This is a genomic window from Fulvimarina endophytica (assembly GCF_003403015.1).
GTDB lineage: Bacteria > Pseudomonadota > Alphaproteobacteria > Rhizobiales > Rhizobiaceae > Fulvimarina > Fulvimarina endophytica.
In genome coordinates, this window is sequence record NZ_QURL01000005.1 from 489,708 (window position 1) to 509,890 (window position 20,183).

Below are 20,183 nucleotides of genomic sequence, written 5' to 3' on the forward strand. Positions count from 1 at the left end.
GCTCGGGGATGGATGACGTTGGCGGGCAGGCCCTGCCGGCCAGATAGCGGGAGAATGCGCGAATGCAAAGAGCCCGCTCCAACCTCGCACGCCTCTATGTTGCTCGTCGGCGATCTCTCGTGCGGCGATCGTCCTCACGGTAACCGTTGGCGTCTCCGCCGCGATCGTCTATGGCATCGCAGGATGCGGCAGCGGGGTTGATCGGCCTCGGAGCGGGGGGCGAGACCATTTTCGATTTCCTGACGATCGACCTTCTCGCAACGCTCCTGAAGATCGCCGGATGGACGATCGTCTTCGGCGCGATCGTCTACATCCCGTTCAGGCGCTCCCCCACGGCATCCCAGGCCTGGCTTCTCCTTTTCTTTTTCCTGCCCTGGATCGCGCTGGTCCTCTATTTCCTTCTCGGAAACGCCCTGCATCCGGAGTGGCGCCGCAAGCGCCTGGAACGCCTGCCGGCGGTTCTCCAGCCGATCATCGATCGCATTCCCGATCGTCCGCCGGGCGATTTCACGGGGCTGAAGACCCGGCACCGCATCACCGCGCAGCTCGTCGAGAACATCGGCCGTCTTCCGCCGCTCTATGGCAACGAGATCGAGTTCGACGGCAATTACGACCGGGTCGTCGACCGGATCGCGGCCGATATCGACGCGGCATGCCACCATGCCCATCTCTGCTTCTACATCCTTCAGAACGACGAGGCCGGAGACAAGGTTCTCAGTGCTCTCGAGCGGGCGGCTGCGCGCGGTGTGCAGTGCCGGCTCCTGATCGATGCCGTCGGCTCCTCCACCGACCGCAAGAAGATCGCCCGGCGGCTGAAGGACACCGGCGTGGAGATGCACGTCATCCTTCCCCTGCGCTTCTGGAGCCAGGCGACGCGGCTCGACCTGCGCAACCATCGCAAGATCGTGGTGATCGACGGACGGATCGGCTGGGTCGGCTCGCAGAACATGCACCGGATCGAATACGAGCCGAAGACCTTCTATCGCGAGCTAATGGCCCGGGTGACCGGACCCGTCGTCCTCGAACTCCAGACGATCTTCGTCGGCGACTGGTATCTGGAGACAGAGGAGGATATCGGCACGGAGGAACTCCTGCCGCGAGAGACCCTTGCGAAAGCGGAGATCGGCTCGGGCTCGCTGCTGCAGGTCATGCCGACAGGGCCGGATTTCCCCGAGGCCGGCGTCGACGTCCTCTTCACCGATCTCATCCACAATGCCCGCGAGCGCGTGGCACTGGCGACCCCCTATTTCGTCCCCAACGAAGAGCTCCTCAATGCGATCTCGACGGCGGTTCGCAAGGGCGTGAAGGTCGAACTCTACATCACCGCGACGACGAACAGCTTCCTCATCGATTTCGCGCAGGAGTCCTATTTCGAGGAGCTTCTGAGCGCGGGGGTCGAGGTCTATCTCTACAAGGAGCGGTTCCTGCACGCCAAACACCTGTCGGTGGACGACGACATCGCCGTCATCGGCTCCTCGAACATGGACATGCGCTCCTTCGAACTGAATTCGGAGGTCACGCTGATCGCCTATGACGGGCGGCTTGCGGGCGAGTTGCGCGAGATCGAGACCGATTATCGGCAGAAATCGAAGCGGCTCGACCTCGAGGAATGGCGCCAGCGCGGGTTCTTCCGCCAGCTTGCCGAAAACGTCACGCGGCTGATCAGCCCGCTTCTCTGAAACGAGAGGCGATCAGTCCTCGGCTTCGACGCGCTCGCCGAGTTCGGCCATGCGGGGCCGTGTCCAGAGGCCCTGCGGACGATCGCCCGGGTTCCGGCGCAACCGGGACATTGCGGTGTTCCCCGCTCCCCGTCCGGCATGCAGGATCTTGGCCGCGCCACTGGTCGATGCGCGGCTGTCCCAGGCGGCAGCGCCGCGCCGGCGGATCACCATGCCGATATCGCGATAGACCCCGGCGGCAGTCGCGACCGCCCAGGCCGCACGCGGCGGCAGGGCCGCGAGCCCCTGGGAGGCGGACGCGTAATAGGGCTCCGCCAGATCGACGAGGCGCTGCCCGATGCGCGCGACCGCCTCGCGCTTCTTCGGCAGGTGGATCTCGGAGCCCGATAGCCCCTCCTCGCGCAGCCATTCCCCCGGAACATAGACCCGGCCCGCGGCGCTGTCGTCGACGAGATCCCGCGCGATATTGGTGAGCTGGAAGGCGAGCCCCAGATCGCAGGCCCGGTCGAGCGTCAGCGTCAGGTCGGCGCCCCGGCGCCCCTCGGTGCCGACGCCCATGACGCGCGCCATCATCACCCCGACGACGCCGGCGACCGCGTAGCAATAGTCGAGCGTGTCGTCGATCGTCTCGTAGTCGCGACCGCCCACATCCATGCGGAAGCCTTCGAGATGGGCGAGGACGAGGCCGGTGGGAAGTGCATGGCGGTGGACCACGTCGCCGATCGCATCGAAGGGCGCCTCGCCCGTGCGAACGCCGTCGATCGCCGCGAGCGTCCTCGCCTCGAGTTCTGCGAGACGCTCCTGCCCCGAGGACGCGGAAAGGCGGACACCCTGGCGGTGACCGAGGATCTGGTCGTCGACCACGTCGTCGCAATGGCGGCACCAGGCATAGAGCATCATCGCGCTTGCCCGCAGATCGGGCGCGAACAGGCGCGCGGCCGCGGCGAAGCTCTTCGAACCCTTCGCGATCGTCGCCTCGGCCTCGGCCGCGAGCTGCGCGCGCTCATGGGCGCCGAAGACGATGCTGCCTGCGATCGGGGCCTCCATGCGATCGGTCAGGTTCACGCCGGCACGGTTCCAAGACCCGCATCCTCGATCATCAGCCCGGCCGTCGCCTTGGCCGAGCCGACGACACCGGGCACGCCCGCGCCCGGATGGGTGCCGGCACCGACGATGTAGAGGTTCGGGATCTTGTCGTCGCGATTGTGGGGGCGGAACCAGGCGCTTTGGGTCAGGACCGGGTCCAGCGAGAAGGCCGAGCCGAGATGGGCGTTCAGCTCCGTGCGGAAATCCTCGGGCGTGAAGATGCGGCTGGTCACGAGATCGTCCTTCAGGCCCGGAATGTAGCGCTCCTCCAGATAATCGAAGATCCGGTCGCGATATTTCGGCCCCTCCACGGACCAGTCGATCTCGGCATTGCCGAGATGGGGCACGGGAGACAGGACGTAGAAGGAGCCCATGCCCTCCGGCGCGAGCGAGGGGTCGGTGACGCAAGGATTGTGGAGATAGAGCGAGAAGTCGCCGGCAAGCTCCTTGCCCTTGAAGATCTCGTCGATCAGCGGCCGGTAGCGCGGCCCGAAGCAGACCGTGTGATGGGCGATGTCCGGCCGGTGGGTCTTCAGGCCGAAATAGATGACGAAGAGCGACATGGAGAAGCGCTTCTTCTTCAGCGCAGCCCCGTGCTTCTCGCCGCGTTCGCTCTTCCCCATGAGCTTGGCATAGGTGTGGACCACATCGGCATTCGAGGCGACGAGATCGGCCTTGAAGATCTCGCCGGCACGGGTGCGCACGGCCGTCGCCCGGCCGTTCTCGATGGTGATCTCGTCGATCTCGGCATTGAGCGCGACGGTTCCGCCGAGATCGGTGAAGAGCTTCACCATGCCGCGCACGAGAGCCCCGGTCCCGCCCTTCGGGAAGAACACGCCCCATTTGCGCTCCAGCGCATGGATCAGCGCGTAGATCGAGGAGGTCGCGAAGGGATTGCCGCCGACGAGCAGGGAATGGAAGGAGAAGGCCTGCCGGAGCTGGTCGTCCTTGATGAACTGGGACACCTTCGAATAGACCGAGCGATAGGCTTCGAGGCGCATCAGCTGGGGCGCCGCGCGCATCATGTCCTTGAAGGCGAGGAAGGGCACGGTGCCGAGCTTCTCGTATCCCTCGTGGAAGACGTCGCGCGAATAGGCGAGGAACCGGCGATAGCCCTCGACATCCTCGGGGCTCTTCGCGCCGATCTGCCGGTCGAGATCCTCCTGATCATCGGCATAGTCGAAGACGAAGCCGTCTTCCCAGGCGAGCCGGTAGAACGGCTTGACCGGCAGAAGCTCCACATAGTCGCTCAGTTTTGCGCCGGCCGTCTCGAACAACTCTTCGAGCGCCGAGGGATCGGTGATGACGGTCGGCCCGGCATCGAAGGTGAAGCCCTTGTCCTCGTAGACATAGGCCCGGCCGCCCGGCTTGTCGCGCTTTTCCAGAAGCGTCGTCGAAATGCCCGCCGCCTGCAGGCGGATGGCGAGGGCGAGCCCACCGAAGCCTGCCCCGATGACGACGGCGCTCTTCGCCGGTGTGAATCCGTTCTGCGGCATCTGGTTCATGCGACCGCCCCTTCGACGGAATTGGGCGAGATCACCTTGAGGGCGGAGATCACCCCCACCGGCGGCTTGCCGGTGAGAATGCGCACCTTGTCGCTCGCCGCGAGCTTGGCCGCGTAGAAACGGGAGACGACCGGCTCCGGCAGGCGATAGAAGTGCTGGAGGATGACGTAGCGCTTCAAGGGATCGCCCGCGAGATAGAGGAACCGGTTGAGCATACGGAAGAATCTGCGCTGTTTCCAAGCCTCGCAGGAGTGGCGACGTGTCGCGGCGAAAAGAGCCTCGGCCGAATGCTCGGGAAGGCCGGCGACGAGATCGGCGAGATGGACGGCGTCCGGCAGCGAATAGCCGGTGGTCGGATGGAACAGCGCCGCGTTGAGACCGCTGGCCGCTATCCCGTTCTTCTCCGACCAGAACGCCTCGATATCGCCGGCAAGGGCGATGGGCAGGACGCCGTCCTCCTCGCGCACGACACGCCCCGCCGGCCAGCCCTTGGCCTTGCGGTAAAGATCGATATTGCGGCGGATCTCGTCGCGGTCGAGCGCTTCGCCATCGGCATAATAGGTATCCTCGACGAGAAGCCGGGTCGGTGTCATCGGCAGGAGATAGACGAAGCGATACCCATCGGCCTGGGGCACCGTGGCGTCCATGATGACCGGGCGCTCGACCCCGTGGGGGGCTTCGAACTCGATCTCCTGACCGAGGAACTTCTGGAAGCCGAGCGTGAGGTGCGGGCTCGGACGGTGGCCCCGGCCGTCGATCACTGCGCCGGCCTCGATGCGTTCGCCGCCCGAGAGAACCACGTGCCGGGCGCCCACCTCTTCGACACGAACGCCCGTACGGATCCGGTCGGCGAGCGTCCGCGTGACATGGTCTCTGAAGAGATCCGACGAAATGCTCAGATAGCCCGTCGACAGATGCCGATATCGATCGGGAAAATGGACCTCGTTCGTCGGCCAGCGATGGGCGACGAAAGGCTGCGTCCAGGCATGTTCGGCGGGCGTCAGGTCGTGCTCGTGATAGGACCAGGTGTGGTTGCCGCCGATCGCCTCGCCGGCCTCGAGCACGAGAACGCGCAGATCGGGCCGCAACTGCGCGAGGCGCCAGGCGATGAGGCCGTTGGCGAGGCCGCCGCCCACGAGGACGAGGTCGGCGGTTTCCCGATGTTCATTCAACGCCACGTCGCCTTCAGCTCCATTTCATCGCACCGCCTGCATGCTGCCGACCCGCAAGGTCGCGAGAGACCTTCGGGCATTCGCGTCCCAGAGGATCATCTAGGACGAATTGCGGTGCGCCGGAACCGGGAAACGATCTTCGGACCTCACGCAGCGCGTCGCCGCTGCCGGAAAGTCGCACCGCTTTCAGGCCTCCTGACGACATAAGAAGGGGTTTTCTCCTCTCAAGCCGACCTTCGGGCGAGATGGAGAGGCAGAACGACGCAAGGGGGCGATGACCCGTTCGGACAGACGCGCGAAGGTCGGCCGAGGCCCGGTCAAGCGCCCCGCTCAGGCTCAACGCGAATCGCCCCCGAGTGCAGCGCGCTCGCAACCAGCGCGCCCGCGATCCCCATCTCGCCCAGACGTCGAAGATCCTCCTCGCCGCGAACGCCGCCGGCGGCGAAGAGACGCCCATTGCCCATCGCCCGGCGCACCTCCGCCAATCGCTCGAAATCCGGCCCGAGGCTCCGGCCGACATTTCGCATGGACATCAGGACGACGTCGCTCGGCCAGCGGTCCGCATCCTCCCGGATTTCGGGCAGGCCGCGATAGCCTTCCGGCCCGTAATCGAGGGAGAGGACGAAGGGCGAATTCCCCTCCGATGCGGCGCCGCGCTCGGGAAGCTGTTCGCAGAGCGTTTCGGTTCCGAGCACGGCCAGCATCCGCGATCCCGCTCCGAGGGTCTTCAGGAAAGCGTCGGCCTCGTCGACGGAGCGAAAGCCGCCATCGAGCCAGAAGGTGATCTCGGGAAAGGCATCGATCAGGTCGCAGAGCCGGTCTCTCTGCGGCGCCTGGTGCATGATCGCGTCGAGATCGGCGATGTAGAAGACGTTTGCGCCGGTGACGCGCCGGAGCCCGGCTACCACGGCCGTTGCGTCGGCACTCTCGGCGAGCGGCGTTTCGATGGGCCGATAGCTTTCGCGCTCGCCGCCCCGCCCCTTCACGACGAGTCCGTTCATCAGGTCGATCACCGGGATCAGTTGCATGGATGTCGAGATCCCCTGTCTTTCGCGATCGATGATGCTATGAGGCGCATCGATCATGAAACCGCATCGAGGCGCGCAATGGCACGGGCATTGGGTTGGGATATCGGCGGGGCGCATCTGAAGGCCGCGCTCACCGAAGACGACCGGGTGATTAAGGTCTGGCAGAAGGTAACGCCGATCTGGCGCGATTTCGATAGTCTCAGTGCGGCCGTCGACGAGATCGAGGAGGAGGCCGGCGACGTGTCGGTCCATCTCGTGACGATGACCGGCGAGGTCTCGGATCATTTCCCCTCGCGCCGGACGGGCGTCGAACGGATCGCCCGCGTCATCGCCGAGCGGCTTTCCGGCGATATCCGCCTCTATGGCGGCGCGGCGGGTTTTCTTTCGCTGGGCGACGCCCGCTCCAACATCTTCGATATCGCCTCGGCCAACTGGCATGCGAGCGCGACCCTCGCCGCCTCCCGGATCGAGGAAGCGCTGTTCATCGACATGGGCTCGACGACCACCGACCTCGTCCCGGTCTCCGAGAAGAAGGTCTGGGCCAAGGGCCATACGGACCGGGACCGGCTGGCATCCGGCGAACTCGTCTATCAGGGCTATACGCGAACGGCGCTCATGGCGGTTGCGCGGGACGTGCCGTTCGTCGGCCGCTCGATCCCGGTCATGAACGAGCTCTTCGCCACCATGGCCGATGTCCAGCGCGTGATCGGGGTTCTCGACGAGGCCGACGATCTGCACGAGGCGGCCGATGGCGGCGACAAGACGATCGAGGGCTCGCGCAAGCGCATCGCCCGCATGGTGGGAATGGATGCGGTGGACGCGCGCGACGGGGCCTGGGAGTGGCTGGCTCACGCCTTCGCGGAAGCGCAGGTGCGGGCGATCCACGATGCCGCGCTGAAGGTTCTGTCGCGCGACGAACTGACCGACGACGCCCCCCTCGTCGTCGCCGGAGCCGGCCGTCCGGTGCTGAAACGCCTCGCCGCGCGTCTCGATCGCGGCGTCGTCGATTTCTCGGATCTGATCGATTGCCCCTCGGACCTGCGCGACGGCATCTGCCGGGCGGCACCCGCCTGCGCCCTCGCCGTTCTTGCCAACGAAAAACCGGCCTGATCGAGGCTTGCCCCGAGCGGCGTCGGCGCAGCCTCGCCGCTCAGCACTCCGGCAGGTTGACCGCGAGACCCCCGAGCGAGGTTTCCTTGTAGCGGTCCGACATGTCGATCCCGGTCTGGCGCATGGTCTCGATGCAGTTGTCGAGCGGCATGAAATGCGTGCCGTCGCCGTGAAGTGCGAGGGAGGCGGCCGAGACCGCCTTGATCGCCCCGAAACCGTTGCGCTCGATGCACGGCACCTGGACGAGGCCGTTCACCGGATCGCAGGTCATGCCGAGGTGATGTTCGAGCGCGATCTCGGCCGCGTTCTCCACCTGCTCGTTGGTGCCGCCGAGGGCGGCACACAGGCCCGCCGCCGCCATCGCCGAGGCCGATCCCACTTCGCCCTGACATCCGACTTCCGCCCCGGAGATCGAGGCATTGTGCTTGACGAGCGCGCCGATCGCCGCCGCCGCCAGGAGGAAGGTTCGAATGCCCTCGTCGCTCGCACCGATGCAGTGATCGCGATAATAGCGGATGACCGCCGGCACGACGCCGGCCGCCCCATTGGTGGGCGAGGTCACCACCCGGCCGCCGCTCGCATTTTCCTCGTTGACCGCCATGGCGTAGACCGAGAGCCAGTCGCTCTTGGAATAGGGTTGCGTCTGGTTGCGCAATTCGTCGGCGCGCAGGCGCTCGGCGATCGCCTTGGCGCGGCGCTTCACCTTCAGCCCGCCCGGCAGAATTCCGTCCATCACCATGCCCCGGTCGATGCAGTCGCGCATCGCGTGCCAGATCCGGTCGAGGCGGTCGTCGAGCGCGTGCCGGTCGAGGTGGACCTCCTCGTTCTTGCGCTTCATCTCGGCGACGGTCAGCCCCGAATCCCGGCCCATAACCAGCATTTCGGCGGCCGTTCCGAAGGGATAGGGATAGCCGAGCGCGCGCTTGCCCTCTTCGAGCGCGCCCTTGCGATTTTCCGCCGAGGCGGCGAGTTCGGCCGCCGACAGAACGAAGCCGCCGCCGACCGAATAATAGATGGTCTCGTGCAGCAGACTGCCTTCGGCGTCATAGGCCTCGAAGGTCATGCCGTTGGCATGGGCCGCCCGTTTCGTCTTGAAGTCGAAGACGAGGTCGGTCTGCGGATCGAAGGTGACCGTGCCGAGACCTGCGATCTCGATCGCCTTCTCGGCTTCCAGACGGCTGAGGAGAGGCTGGATGTCGTCGGGATCGATGCTGTCCGCCCTCTCGCCGAGGAGGCCGAGGCAGACGGCATTGTCGCTCGCATGGCCGCGGCCGGTATAGGCCAGAGAGCCGTGCAGCCGCACGCGAAGCCGAGCCGGCCTTGCAGCATCCCCATCGGCCTGGACGAAGGCCCGAAGCTCTTCGAGAAACCGCGAGGCAGCCACCATCGGGCCGATCGTATGGGAGCTCGACGGCCCGATCCCGATCTTGAAGATGTCGAAAACGCTGATGAACATCGAAACCCTGCCTCTCCGTTCATCAATGGCTAGGCGGTAAGCAGACAAGGGACGAGCAAAAAGGCGACGCTTTTGGGGACTGAAGCGACCAGCCCGGGATGGCGGCTGGTCGCGTCAAGCCCGCGCCGATCTCATGGTCCGAGGTTCTCGGACCATGAGATGCGCTCTCCTAGTTGCCGGACTCGCTTCCGGCCGGCACCGTGCCTTCGGGCAACACGGCCGGAGCGATCTCCGTCTGGGACGGGTCGGCAGCGTTCGCATCCGGTGCATCCTGTTCCCCGGTCGCCGAACCGCCCGGAGGAGGTTCCGAACCATTACTGACCTCGGCCGGTTCGGTATCGGCCGAGGCCGAGGCCTCTGCCGGCTGGACCCCATCGGTCCCCACCGGCTGCTCCGTCGTCGAACCATCGGCCGCAGCCACGCGCCAGACCGTGTTGCCGGCATCGTCCGCGACGAGCAGGGCGCCCGTTCCGTCCACTCCGACCCCGACCGGCCGCCCGTTCGCCTCGTCTCCATCGAGGAAGCCGGTCACCACATCCTGAGGCATGCCGTTGGGCTTGCCATTCTCGAAGGGGATGTAGACGACCTTGTAGCCGTTGAAATGATCGCGGTTCCAGCTGCCGTGTTCACCGACGAAAGCCCCGCTTCGGTAAGCATCCGGCAGAGCGGAGCCATTCGAAAACGTCAGACCGAGCGCTGCGACATGGCTCGAAAGCGCGTAATCCGGCTTGATCGCCTGTGCGACCATATCCGGTCGCCGCGGCATGACGCGTTCGTCAACGTGATCGCCGTAATAGCTCCACGGCCAGCCGTAGAACGCATCCTCCTTGACCGAGGTCATATAGTCGGGAACGAGATTGGGGCCGAGTTCGTCGCGTTCGTTGACGACCGTCCAGAGCTCGCCGGTATCGGGATGGAAGGTCAGGCCGTTCGGATTGCGCAGCCCGGAGGCGAACACCTTCGAGGCGCCCGTCTCCCGATCGATCTGCCAGATCGCGGCCCGCCCCTTCTCCGCCTCCAGTCCCCGTTCGAGAATGTTGGAGTTCGAGCCGACGGACGCATAGAGATACCGGCCATCGGGCCCGAGCGCGAGATCCTTCGTCCAGTGGTGATTGATCGGGCCGCCCGGCAGAGGCGTGACGAGGGTCGGCTGTGAGGTGATCTCCGTCTGGCCGAGTTCGTAGGGGTAGGAGACGACCGCCTCGGTGGTCGCGACGTAGAGCGTGTCGTCGATCCAGGCGACACCGAACGGCGAGGCAAGACCGGTCAAGAGGTCCGAGCGGTCGTCGACCGTCCCGTCGCGATTGCTGTCCCGCAGGAGCGTGATCCTGTTGGTTTCCGGCGACGGGCCGCTCCCGCTTCCATGGGCGATCGACATGATCCAACCCCGGATGTAATCCTTCGGCCGGTTCAGGGGCTTGCCGGACGGTCCCTTGGACTGGATGACGAGAACGTCGCCATTGGGAAGGGTGTGGACGGTGCGCGGATTGCCGAGATCGCGGGCATAGGCCGAAACGGCGAGACCCTCGGGAACGGTCGGGGCTTCGCCCTCCCCCCAGCCCGTCACTTCCGCAACCTTGAGGGCAGGCACCAGGGATTGATCGGGTTCCGGCAGATCCGGATCCGGACCGATCTGCCGGGAGATGTCGTAGTCGCTCTCGCTGCATGCGGACAAGGCGAGAAGGGCCACTGCCGCGACTGACGCGGTCAGCGGGCGGCTCGGTATCCGGGTCTTATTCATAAGTCGAAACTCCAACGCCGTGCTTGAAGACAAGGGACCGCCCGATCCAGGAGGTGACGATCACGACGATGACCGTCAGAACGGAGAGCGTCAGGCCCCACGGCATGACCGCCGTCCAGCCGTCGCCGGCGTGGACGAAGCTGTTGACGAAAGCGAGCGCCATCATCACGCAGAAGCCGGCAGCATAGATCCAGGCGCTGCGCTCTTCCCTCAGGCGCCGGCTCCCGACGAGATCGACGAAGCCGGCGAGAAGCGCCAGGCCCCCGAAGACGAGGCCGGCGAGAAGCAGCCAGGCGGAGAAATCCTGCCAGAGAAGATTGGCGGACGCGACATAGGCGAGATCGGTCAGAAGAGCCAGCGTGAAACACACGGTCGGAAAAGGCGACAGCATGGCATGGATAGGCTGCCCACCCACCGAAGCGGTGGCGGACGCATAGGGATAAGCCATCAAGGAGGGTCCCGTTCGTAGGTGGTCGGTCCAGGGACTACGGCTCAGGGGTGCCATGGTTCCCGATCGGGTCTCGTCCACGGACAATCCTCAGTCCGGCCTGTTCCGCCCGCAAGCCCGTTTCAGGATGCCGCTTCCAGGCCCTCGCAGAATTCCTCGATCAACGACCGGACCACCGTGCGGATCGCCTGCTCCTCGTCCTGCCCGCCGTCGATGGCCTTGCGGAAGACCGCGCATTGCCGGTCGGCGCTCGTGCCTTCGGCCGCGATCGTTCGGACCCGGCGAACCTCGTTGAGACAACCGAGCGCTTCGGCATGGGGGCTGACGAGTTCGATCAACTCGTCAACCAGATCGGCGAAGGGCACGACTTCGCCGATGCCGAAGTCGATCAGTCCCTCGCCGACCCCGTAGCGCTGGGCGCGCCAGCGGTTCTCGCGCAGGAGGAACCGGTCGTATTGCCGCCAGCGCATGTTCGAGGCCCGCAGAGAATGAAGGAAGCGGAAGATCGACTGGGTCAGCGCCGCAAGCGCGAGCGTATCGTCGAGCCTCGGCATCACGTCGCAAATGCGCGATTCGAGCGTCGGGAAACTGGCCGAGGGACGGACATCCCACCAGATCTTCGAGCAGTCCTCGATCATGCCCGTTTCGACGAGAATGTCCGTCGTGCGCCGATAATCGGCCCAACTGTTAAAGCTCGGCGGGAGCCCGGTGCGCGGCAGGTTGTCGAAAACGGTGAGCCGGTAGGATTTGAGGCCCGTCTCGCGCCCCTGCCAGAAGGGCGAGGAGGTGGACAGCGCCAGGAGATGGGGCAGGAAATAGGCGAACTGGCCGAGGAGATCGACGCGCAGATCGTCGTCCTCGATCCCCACATGGACGTGGGTGCCGCAGATCAGCATCCTGCGCGCGACTGCGGCGAGATCCTCCTCCAGTTCGCGGTAGCGATCCTTCTCGGTGAAGGCCTGGTCGTCCCATCGCGCGAAAGGGTGCGTCGAGACCGCGAGCGGCGCGAGACCGTAGCCCTCGCAGACATCGGCGATGGTCCGTCTCAGCCGGACGAGATCCTCCCGTACCTCCGCGATATTGGCGCAGACCTTGGTGCCGACCTCGATCTGGCATTTCAGGAATTCCAGGCTGACCTGATCGCCGAGATGCCTGCGGCAATCCTCGAAGAGCCCGTCGGGGACCGATGCGAGGTCCAGTGTTTCGCGATCGACGAGGAGATATTCCTCCTCGACCCCCATGGTGAAGCTCGGCGCCGGCTCTTTCATTGCCAAGTCTTGGGGCGGAGATCGCCCCAAGACAAGTAAGCCTCACCCTGCCGCGTTCGAACGAAAGCGTGATCGTGGACGCAAGACCGCCGCAGCGATCGCCGTCGAAGACCCGCCCGGATCAGGCGGCGAACCGTCCGGCATCGCTGCCATAGTGGTTGACATATCGCGGATTGATCCGCTCGCGCGGCAGGACGATCATCACATCGGTGGTTCCGAACTGGTGATCGATCACCGCACCCTCGCCGATATAGCCGCCGAGGCGCAGATAGCCCTTCAGAAGCGGGGGAAGAGCCGCGAGCGCCCGCTTGGCATCGACGGCCTCGGCGCTTTTCTGCGCGAAGGTTCCGCAATGGTCGTGCGCCTTCACATGCCACTCGTCGGGTGCCGGCGCGGCATCACGCAGAAACGCCAGCGAATTGGCTATTCTGTCGGGATCGGTTCCCGCGATCGACGCGCAGCCGAACATGACGTCGATGCGGTGAGCGATGACATAGGACCAGATGCCCTGCCACAGAAGTTCGACGGTCCGCTTGCCCCGGTACTCCTTCAGGACGCAGGACCGCCCGAGCTCGAGAAAGCGGCGGCCGGCATGGCGGCGCAGCATCGGCGAGATGTTGAATTCCTGTTCGGTGTAGAAGCCACCGACGAGACGGGCCCCGGACTCGCGCATCAACCGGTAGGTTCCGACGATCTTGTCCGCGACGGAGCCCTCTCGATCCCGATCGATGACCAGAAGATGGTCGCAATACCGGTCGAACCCGTCGCTGTCCCTGCGCGTGAACTGCTGGACCCGCGAGGGCTTGGCGCTCATCTCCTCGTAGAAGACGTGGTAGCGCAGCTGCTGTGCGGCCTTCACCTCCAGCGGCGAGCGCGCGAGACGAACCTCGAGCGAACCGATCCGTCCGAGGACCGGCGCATCCTGACTGAAGCGTGTAGCAAGATGGATGATCTTGCCGGTCACACCGCGAGAGAGAAATCCGGCACCATCGCGTGACGGAACGAAACCGGTTCGCTCCACCAGCGCGCCCCTTGCGGTATCGGCGATCGCAAACATGACTACTTCCGTCCCAAGCTATGTTTTGCCTGCCGCGAGGCCATAGGTTGCGAACGCGACAGGGCGATGACGTCATGAACGTCACCCTAACACTTGTAAACGTGATGTCTTAACGTGCGTTCCGAATCCAGACGGCCGAACGGCAAGAAAAACCGATGAAAAGGCGGCATTCGGCGCAAGGTGGGAAGTCCGGCTGGCGGTCGAGCCGGCTTCCAGATCCGGAGATCCGAAAGCCGGTTCCGTATCTCGGGCCGATGCCGGAGGCGACGCGTCACAGGTTGACAACGACCCGCCCCCTCACCTTGCCGTCGATCAGGGATTTCGCCGTCTCGATCACCTCGTCGAAGGTAACTTCCGACGCGATGGCGCGAAGCTTCTCGGGCGCCAGATCTTCAGAAAGCCGCCCCCAGGCCTCTTCGCGCAGTTCCTTAGGAGCCATCACCGAATCGATCCCGTGCAGGGAGACGCCGCGAAGGATGAACGGCATGACGGTTGCCGGAAGATCGAAGCCCTGAGCCAGGCCGCAGGCGGCGATCGAGCCGTGGCGCTTGGTGCCGGCGAGCATGTTGACGAGCGTGTGGGAGCCGACGCAGTCGACGCCGGCGGCCCAGCGCTCCTTTTCGAGCGGCTTGCCCTTTTCGGAGAGTTCCGACCGATCCATGATCTCGGAGGCCCCGAGGTCCTTCAGATAGTCGTGCTCCGAGGACCGGCCCGTCACGGCGATCACGTCCCAGCCGAGCTTGGAGAGCAGCGAGACGGCGACGGAGCCGACGCCGCCGGTGGCTCCCGAGACGATGACGGGACCATGCTCGGGCTTTGCGCCGGCCTTTTCGAGCGCGAGAACCGAAAGCATCGCGGTATAGCCCGCCGTTCCGATCGCCATCGCATCCTTGGCCGAGAACCCGTCGGGACGGCGCACGAGCCACTCGCCCTTGACGCGCGCCCGCTCGGCATAGCCGCCATAATGGGTCTCGGACAGGCCCCAGCCGTTCAGCACGACCTTGTCGCCGGCCTTCCATTGCGGGTTCTTCGACTCGATCACCTCGCCGGCGAGATCGATTCCGGGGATCATCGGCCAACGGCGCACGATCGGCGATTTGCCGGTGATCGCAAGACCGTCCTTGTAGTTGATCGTGGAGGCCTCGACGCGCACGTCCACGTCCCCGTCCATGAGGTCGGAGGGCGACAGTTCGGTCATCTCGACCGTCTGATTCTTGTCCTCGTCCCGGCTGATCAGCACGGCCCGGAATGTGTCGGCCATCGTTCTATCTCCCATGCGCCTGTTCCTCTCGCATGGCAGGAAGGGCGAGAGCCGCCGAAGTCAATCGATGGAGCGTCGGCGACGGGTTCGGCGCTGGCGCAGCGGATCGAGGATCAGTTCGTCGAGAATGATCAGGAACGCTCCGACGCTGATGAAGCTGTCGGCGAGATTGAAGATGGCGAAGCTGAAGGCGGGCGTGTGGAAGTAGACGTAATCGACCACATAGCCGAGACTCAGGCGATCGATGAGATTGCCGATGGCGCCGCCCGTGACGATGGCGAGCGCGAAATGGGTGAGCTTTCGCTCCGGCGGCGTCTTCACCCACAAAATCATGACCGCGACGAGAACGACGCTCGCCAGAATCGCGAGACCGAGCGGTCCCACATCGGCGAACATCGAGAAGGCGATGCCGGTATTGCGCGCATGAAGCAGCGCGAGGAACGGAAAAATCGGGATCGCCTCGCCGAGAGCCATCGTCGAGACCACGACATATTTGATCAACTGGTCGAGCACGACGGCGGCGACGACCACCGCGCCATTTGTCAGGAGCAGCTTGCGTGTCGAGCTCACAGCTTCAGAACTCCCCGTCTTGCCTCGAACAGCATCACGCCGGTGGCGACCGCGAGGTTCAAACTGTCGGCACGCCCGGCCTGTGGGATGCGCACCAGGATGTCGCAGGCCGAGGCGAGAGTGTCCGAAAGCCCCGCCTGCTCGTTGCCCATCAGGAGAACGGTTCCCTTGGCGCCGTAATCGGGCTCGCGATAATCCATGCTTCCCGCCATGTGCGTGCCGACGAGCGGAGCGTCCATGCTGGCGCACCATTCGATGAAGGCGCTCTCGCTGGCTCGCGCCACGGGCACCGCGAAGATCGAGCCCATGGTCGCGCGGACGGCCTCCAGGGAGAACGGGTCGACCGTATCGCCGACGAGCACGACGCCCTTCGCGCCGACCGCGTCCGCCGTCCGCAGCACCGTTCCGAGATTGCCCGGGTCGCGCACCCGGTCGAGGGCGACGAGAACCTCGTTCGCCTTCGGCGCGAGGCTCGCGATCGGAGCCAGACGCTTCTTGAAGACGCCGATCGCGTTCTGGGGATTGTCGCGCCGGGTGATCGCCTCGAGAACCTTGGCATTGGCCTCGATCAGATCGGCCCCGAGCGCGACCGTGCGGGAGGCGGTCTTTTCGAGAAGCGGCGTCTCCAGCGCGGCCCGGGCGACCACGAGGGTCTCGATCTCCCAGCCGGCATCGAGCGCATCGATGACGAGTTTCAGGCCTTCGGCCAGAAACAGGCCGGTCTCGTCGCGGTGCTTCTTCTGGGCGAGCGCCCGGATGTCCTTGACGATCGGGTTGGCGGTGCTCGTCACCTCCTTCACCCGGCCGGGCGCCGACAGCGCCCGCTTGGAGGGATCGGTGCGTTGGGTCATGGATGGGCGGTCCAGCGTGCGAAAAGTGAGGTTGAGAGAAGACGGGAATCGGCGCCCTCTTCGGCGATGACGAGTTCGCCCGCCTCGATTCCCCCGCCAAGACCCCGGAACTCCTCGCGCATGAGTTCGGCGATGGAATAGAACGAGGAGCGGATCGAATAGGCGGTGAGGATCGTCAGGAGCGGCGATTTTGACAGGAGCATCCGCGTAAGGGCCAGGAGATAGGGAAGGTCCTCCATGATCTGCCAGATCTCGCCCTTCGGCCCGCGGCCGAATTTCGGAGGATCGAGCAGGATCGCGTCATAGCTGTTTCCGCGTTTGATCTCGCGTTCGCAGTAGCGCACGGCATCCTCGCAGATCCATCGGATCGGTGCCTTCTCCATATCCGCCAGCGCCTGGTTCTCGCGCGCCCAGCCGATCGCCTTCTTGGAGGCGTCCACATGGGTCACCTCTGCACCGGCGCGGGCGGCGACCAGAGAGGCGAGCCCCGTATAGCCGAAGAGGTTGAGAAGCCGGACCGGCCGGCCGGCCGAAGCGATCGCCTCTTCGACGAAGCGCCAATGGGCCGCCTGCTCGGGGAAGACGCCGGTATGGCGAAAGCTCGTAAACCGCCCGTGAAAGGCGATCCCGTCATAGGCGAGCGGCCAGGTCTCGCCCAGCGCTTCGCCCGAGAAGCGCCAGCGTCCGGCGCCCTCCTCGTCCACGTCGCCGGTGAAGATCGCGTCCGCCCGTTCCCAGGTGGAAGATGCGCTGCGGCGCGGCCAGATCGCCTGATTTTCGGGGCGCCGGATCGTCAGGGGGCCGTAACGCTCGAGCTTTTCGCCTTCGCCGGAGTCGAGAAGCGCATAATCCTCGGTCGGCTCGACGGTCAGGATGACCGGCGCGCGCAGCGTCGGGCGCTCACCGGTCGCAGCCTCGACGGCGATGCGCTCGCGCTCGGCGACCGGTGCGTCGGCCTTGTCGCCCCCGCGCGGCTCCGCCTTCGCGCGGAACGCCGCCCCATCTGGCGAAGCGTCCCGCCGACGCTTGGCCGGCTTCTCCTTCACAGGGGCCCGCTCGTCCCGTTTCTGTCCGCGTCCACGCGCCACGCGCTCACCGCCGTTTCTTGAAGTCGATCATCGTCCTTTGGTTCAAGGGGCTGCATAAACGCTGGATTCGCCCTTGGCAAAGCCGTCATAGAAGAGAAACTGAGGCCAGCTGCGACAATCCGTACGTCGCGGCACAACCATCGGGAGGTGACCTATGGAACTCAAGGGCGAATACCGGCTGCCCGCAAGCCGAGAGACCGTGTGGGAGCAACTCAACGACCCACAGACCCTTCAGGACTGCATTCCGGGGTGCGAAAGCCTGGAGAAGAACGACGACGACACGATGAACGCCAAGGTGAAGGTGAAGATCGGCCCGATGAAGGTCACCTTCAACGGCGAGGTCAGCCTCCAGAACATCGACGCACCGAAGAGCTATTCGATCGTCGGCGAAGGCAAGGGCGGCATCGCGGGCTTTGCCAAGGGCCGCGCGGACGTTCACCTGGAGGAAGCCGGCCCCGACGAGACGATCCTGACCTACAATGTCGATGCTCAGGTCGGGGGCAAGATGGCGCAGCTCGGCGGGCGGCTGATCGAATCGACCTCGAAGAAGCTGGCGGCCGAGTTCTTCGACTGCTTCGCCCGGAAGATCGCCGGCGAGGACGCCACCGTCGAAGGCGAGACCGTCACGGTCTGACGTGCCGGACCCGGCCGGGTCCGCATCGGTCCGGTATCTGCTTTACACTTTAAGCTCGGATGACGGCCTTGCGGGTTTCGACCCGGCCGTCGTCTGCCGTTCGAGGATACGTCCTAGTCGAACCTTCGCTGCCTCAGGCGGCTCGTTCGGAGCCGATCATCTTCGGGGAACCGCCCGGTGCGGGCGCGATGGCCCGGCTCTCGGCAAGGCCGCGCTCGGCGTTCGCACGCTCGGCCCGCTCCTGTCGCAGGCGCTGGAGAGCATCCTCCAGTTCGGCCTTCTCGCGCTCCATCTTCTCCATCTCGAACTTCCGGCGCCAGGCCTCGCGGCGGTTGGTACCCTCGGAAATCCAGGTGAAGACGCATCCCACCACGACGCCGACGAGCGCGGAGGCGATGATGATAAGCGAAAGCGGAAGGTCGAACACGAATTGCGGCATCGTCCCGAACGGATCGAGGCTCAGGGAGACGGGGTTCCGATTGATGACGAGGAAGGTGACGAGCGGAACGGCGATGACGAGAAGAAGGAGAACGGACAGAATGCGGGAAATCATGACGGTCTCTTTCGTCCCTCTGTATATCTGCGGCCCATAGCCACTCGAAGCGTCACCGGCGCTTCACGGTTCAATCGTGAAGATGCCGCGTCGTCTCACCAAGTCAATCGATTCGTTGGATTGGAAGAGCCCATGCGGAAAGCCGGGCGTCTCGGTCGGCGCTTCTCGCCTCGGAACCCGCCAAGTCCTCAGCTGTCCTCGTTCAGCCGTTCGCGCAGTTCCTTGCCGGGCTTGAAGAAGGGCACCCACTTCTCCGGCACCTCCACCGCCTCGCCGGTCCGCGGGTTGCGGCCGGTGCGCGGCGGACGGTTCTTGATGGAGAAGGCTCCGAACCCGCGCAATTCGACCCGGTTCGACTCGCACAGCGCCTCGGTGATCTCGTCGAAGATCGCGTTGACCACCGTCTCCACGTCGCGGTGATAAAGATGCGGATTGCGTTCCGCGATCACCTGAACCAGTTCCGACTTGATCACGTCCTCGCCCTTCCGCTTCGACCGGCGCAGATCGCCTCCGTCGATGACCGGCACCGACCGGTCGAAGACTGGAACGGACGGATCGTTCGCCGGACGGACGATGCACACATTATCGTGAAGGGTGCCAAAGCGAGACCAGCCCGTCAAGCTGCATGGCCTTGACGGACCACGGAAGAATTCCTGCGTCGAAACCAAGAGCCTCGGCCAGCGAACGGCTGCCCGCCTCAAGGAGCGCGAAAGGCAATCCGTCCTCGCTGTCCGGCTTGCGATCGACGATCTCGAGCCCGGCCGGGATCTCCCGTTCCTCTTCGAGCCACTGCCGCACGGCCTCTTCGCCGCCGATGGCGTCGACGAGCTTCAGGTCGATCGCCTGCCGGCCGGAAAAGATCGCGGCATTGTCGACGGCGGCGATCTCGGCCGCCGTCATCTGCCGGCGCTCGCGGACGATGTCGCGGAACCAGTCATAGGTGTCCATGATGAGGGAGTCGATCATCTGCAGCGCCTCGGGCGGCGGCGGACCGAAGGGCGAGGGTTCGGCCTTGATCGGCGAGGACTTCACCGAATCCACCTCCACCCCCACCGTGTCTAGGAGCTTCGAGGCGTTCACATACTGGAACAGGACGCCGATCGAGCCGACGATCGAGGTCCGCCGCGCGACGATGTGATCGCTGGCCGCCGCCACCATGTAGCCGGCCGAGGCGGCCAGCGTGCCGACCTCGGTCGCGACGGGTTTGGTCTCGGCGAGCGAGCGGACCGCCTCGTAGAGCGCTTCGCCGCCCACCGTCGTCCCGCCCGGCGAATCGATGCGCAGGACGACCGCGCGGACGGCTTCGTCCTCCTTCAGCCTGTCGAGAAGATCGAGGAGCTTGTGATCCTCGGTGATCATGCCTTCGATCGAGACGCGCGCGATCTCTTCGCCGCCCGTTTCGCCGTCGAATGTGAGAAGGCTCGCGACTGCGACGGCCGCGACGACGGCGAGCGCCGCCACCACGCGCCAAAACGAGACCTTTCGCCTCAGGGAGCGGCGGTCGATGAGATCGTCGGCACGGGCCACGGTCTGTCTCCTCAGACGGTCTGGGTCGATGGGGGGCCGAGGGTGTGAGCCGGCCGTTCGAAGCTTGCGGCCGGCCGGACCCTCGATTTAGAGCAGGATCGTTCACACATGAAGGATAGACTCGCCAAGATGCGGCGAAACATCTACCC

General features: G+C 65.3%; 19 protein-coding genes. 3 read left to right on the forward strand and 16 right to left on the reverse strand.

What is annotated here, in order from left to right; all coding sequences use genetic code 11:
• Nucleotides 1–170: 170 nt before the first annotated feature.
• Nucleotides 171–1,679 carry a cardiolipin synthase gene (cls, locus tag DYI37_RS14275; protein ID WP_245413921.1) on the forward strand — a complete coding sequence of 503 codons (1,509 nt, stop codon included), beginning with the start codon at nt 171–173 and terminating at the stop codon, nt 1,677–1,679.
• 12 nt (nt 1,680–1,691) lie between these two features.
• Here the strand turns inward: cls and DYI37_RS14280 are convergent, their stop codons facing one another.
• From DYI37_RS14280 to DYI37_RS14295, 4 genes are all read right to left on the reverse strand, one after another.
• Nucleotides 1,692–2,744 (reverse strand): phytoene/squalene synthase family protein, encoded by a 1,053-nt coding sequence (locus tag DYI37_RS14280; protein WP_199520163.1) that lies wholly within the window; start codon nt 2,742–2,744, stop codon nt 1,692–1,694.
• Nucleotides 2,741–4,270 (reverse strand): phytoene desaturase, encoded by a 1,530-nt coding sequence (locus tag DYI37_RS14285; RefSeq protein ID WP_116683913.1) that lies wholly within the window; start codon nt 4,268–4,270, stop codon nt 2,741–2,743. The genes DYI37_RS14280 and DYI37_RS14285 overlap by 4 nt, the downstream gene beginning before the upstream one ends.
• A complete protein-coding gene (crtY, locus tag DYI37_RS14290; protein ID WP_116683914.1) occupies nt 4,267–5,442 on the reverse strand; it encodes a lycopene beta-cyclase CrtY in 1,176 nt (391 codons plus the stop codon). Before crtY ends, DYI37_RS14285 begins: the two co-directional genes overlap by 4 nt.
• 317 nt (nt 5,443–5,759) lie before the next feature.
• Entirely contained in the window at nt 5,760–6,470 is a 711-nt protein-coding gene (locus tag DYI37_RS14295) for a HisA/HisF-related TIM barrel protein (protein ID WP_158555183.1), read from the reverse strand.
• A 78-nt stretch (nt 6,471–6,548) separates the two neighbouring features.
• Here DYI37_RS14295 and DYI37_RS14300 point away from each other — a divergent pair, with 78 nt between their 5' ends.
• A complete protein-coding gene (locus tag DYI37_RS14300) occupies nt 6,549–7,580 on the forward strand; it encodes a hydantoinase/oxoprolinase family protein (RefSeq protein WP_245413922.1) in 1,032 nt (343 codons plus the stop codon).
• Nucleotides 7,581–7,620: 40 nt separating this feature from the next.
• On the opposite strand, the gene DYI37_RS14305 is transcribed toward DYI37_RS14300, so the two are convergent.
• From DYI37_RS14305 to DYI37_RS14345, 9 genes are all read right to left on the reverse strand, one after another.
• A complete protein-coding gene (locus DYI37_RS14305) occupies nt 7,621–9,036 on the reverse strand; it encodes an L-serine ammonia-lyase (RefSeq protein WP_116683917.1) in 1,416 nt (471 codons plus the stop codon).
• 169 nt (nt 9,037–9,205) lie between these two features.
• The gene (locus DYI37_RS14310) at nt 9,206–10,777 is read right to left on the reverse strand and encodes a PQQ-dependent sugar dehydrogenase (RefSeq protein ID WP_116683918.1); all 1,572 of its coding nucleotides are present in this window, start codon (nt 10,775–10,777) and stop codon (nt 9,206–9,208) included.
• On the reverse strand, nt 10,770–11,225 hold the full coding sequence (locus tag DYI37_RS14315) for a DUF2231 domain-containing protein (protein ID WP_116683919.1): 456 nt from the start codon (nt 11,223–11,225) through the stop codon (nt 10,770–10,772). The genes DYI37_RS14310 and DYI37_RS14315 overlap by 8 nt, the downstream gene beginning before the upstream one ends.
• Nucleotides 11,226–11,347: 122 nt before the next feature.
• Entirely contained in the window at nt 11,348–12,493 is a 1,146-nt protein-coding gene (locus DYI37_RS14320) for a carboxylate-amine ligase (RefSeq protein WP_116683920.1), read from the reverse strand.
• A 121-nt stretch (nt 12,494–12,614) separates the two neighbouring features.
• Nucleotides 12,615–13,550, reverse strand: coding sequence for a l-ornithine N(alpha)-acyltransferase (gene olsB / locus DYI37_RS14325; protein ID WP_116683921.1), 936 nt, complete (start codon nt 13,548–13,550; stop codon nt 12,615–12,617).
• 271 nt (nt 13,551–13,821) lie between these two features.
• Nucleotides 13,822–14,811 carry an acrylyl-CoA reductase (NADPH) gene (gene acuI, locus DYI37_RS14330; RefSeq protein WP_116683922.1) on the reverse strand — a complete coding sequence of 330 codons (990 nt, stop codon included), beginning with the start codon at nt 14,809–14,811 and terminating at the stop codon, nt 13,822–13,824.
• A 60-nt stretch (nt 14,812–14,871) separates the two neighbouring features.
• On the reverse strand, nt 14,872–15,381 hold the full coding sequence (lspA, locus tag DYI37_RS14335; RefSeq protein ID WP_245413923.1) for a signal peptidase II: 510 nt from the start codon (nt 15,379–15,381) through the stop codon (nt 14,872–14,874).
• Complete coding sequence (locus tag DYI37_RS20315) at nt 15,378–16,232, reverse strand: TrmH family RNA methyltransferase (protein ID WP_116683924.1); 855 nt, start codon at nt 16,230–16,232, stop codon at nt 15,378–15,380. The genes lspA and DYI37_RS20315 overlap by 4 nt, the downstream gene beginning before the upstream one ends.
• Nucleotides 16,229–17,278: a class I SAM-dependent methyltransferase gene (locus DYI37_RS14345; protein ID WP_245413924.1), complete on the reverse strand. Its 1,050-nt coding sequence runs from the start codon at nt 17,276–17,278 to the stop codon at nt 16,229–16,231. Before DYI37_RS14345 ends, DYI37_RS20315 begins: the two co-directional genes overlap by 4 nt.
• 196 nt (nt 17,279–17,474) lie before the next feature.
• On the opposite strand from DYI37_RS14345, the gene DYI37_RS14350 reads away from it, so the two are divergent.
• Nucleotides 17,475–17,954, forward strand: a complete 480-nt coding sequence (locus DYI37_RS14350) for an SRPBCC family protein (RefSeq protein WP_116683926.1) — start codon at nt 17,475–17,477, stop codon at nt 17,952–17,954.
• A 133-nt stretch (nt 17,955–18,087) separates the two neighbouring features.
• On the opposite strand, the gene DYI37_RS14355 is transcribed toward DYI37_RS14350, so the two are convergent.
• From DYI37_RS14355 to sppA, 3 genes are all read right to left on the reverse strand, one after another.
• Nucleotides 18,088–18,507, reverse strand: a complete 420-nt coding sequence (locus DYI37_RS14355) for a LapA family protein (protein ID WP_116683927.1) — start codon at nt 18,505–18,507, stop codon at nt 18,088–18,090.
• A 188-nt stretch (nt 18,508–18,695) separates the two neighbouring features.
• Nucleotides 18,696–18,980 carry an integration host factor subunit beta gene (locus DYI37_RS14360; protein WP_199520169.1) on the reverse strand — a complete coding sequence of 95 codons (285 nt, stop codon included), beginning with the start codon at nt 18,978–18,980 and terminating at the stop codon, nt 18,696–18,698.
• A 109-nt stretch (nt 18,981–19,089) separates the two neighbouring features.
• On the reverse strand, nt 19,090–20,034 hold the full coding sequence (gene sppA / locus DYI37_RS14365) for a signal peptide peptidase SppA (protein ID WP_116683928.1): 945 nt from the start codon (nt 20,032–20,034) through the stop codon (nt 19,090–19,092).
• Nucleotides 20,035–20,183 lie beyond the last annotated feature (149 nt).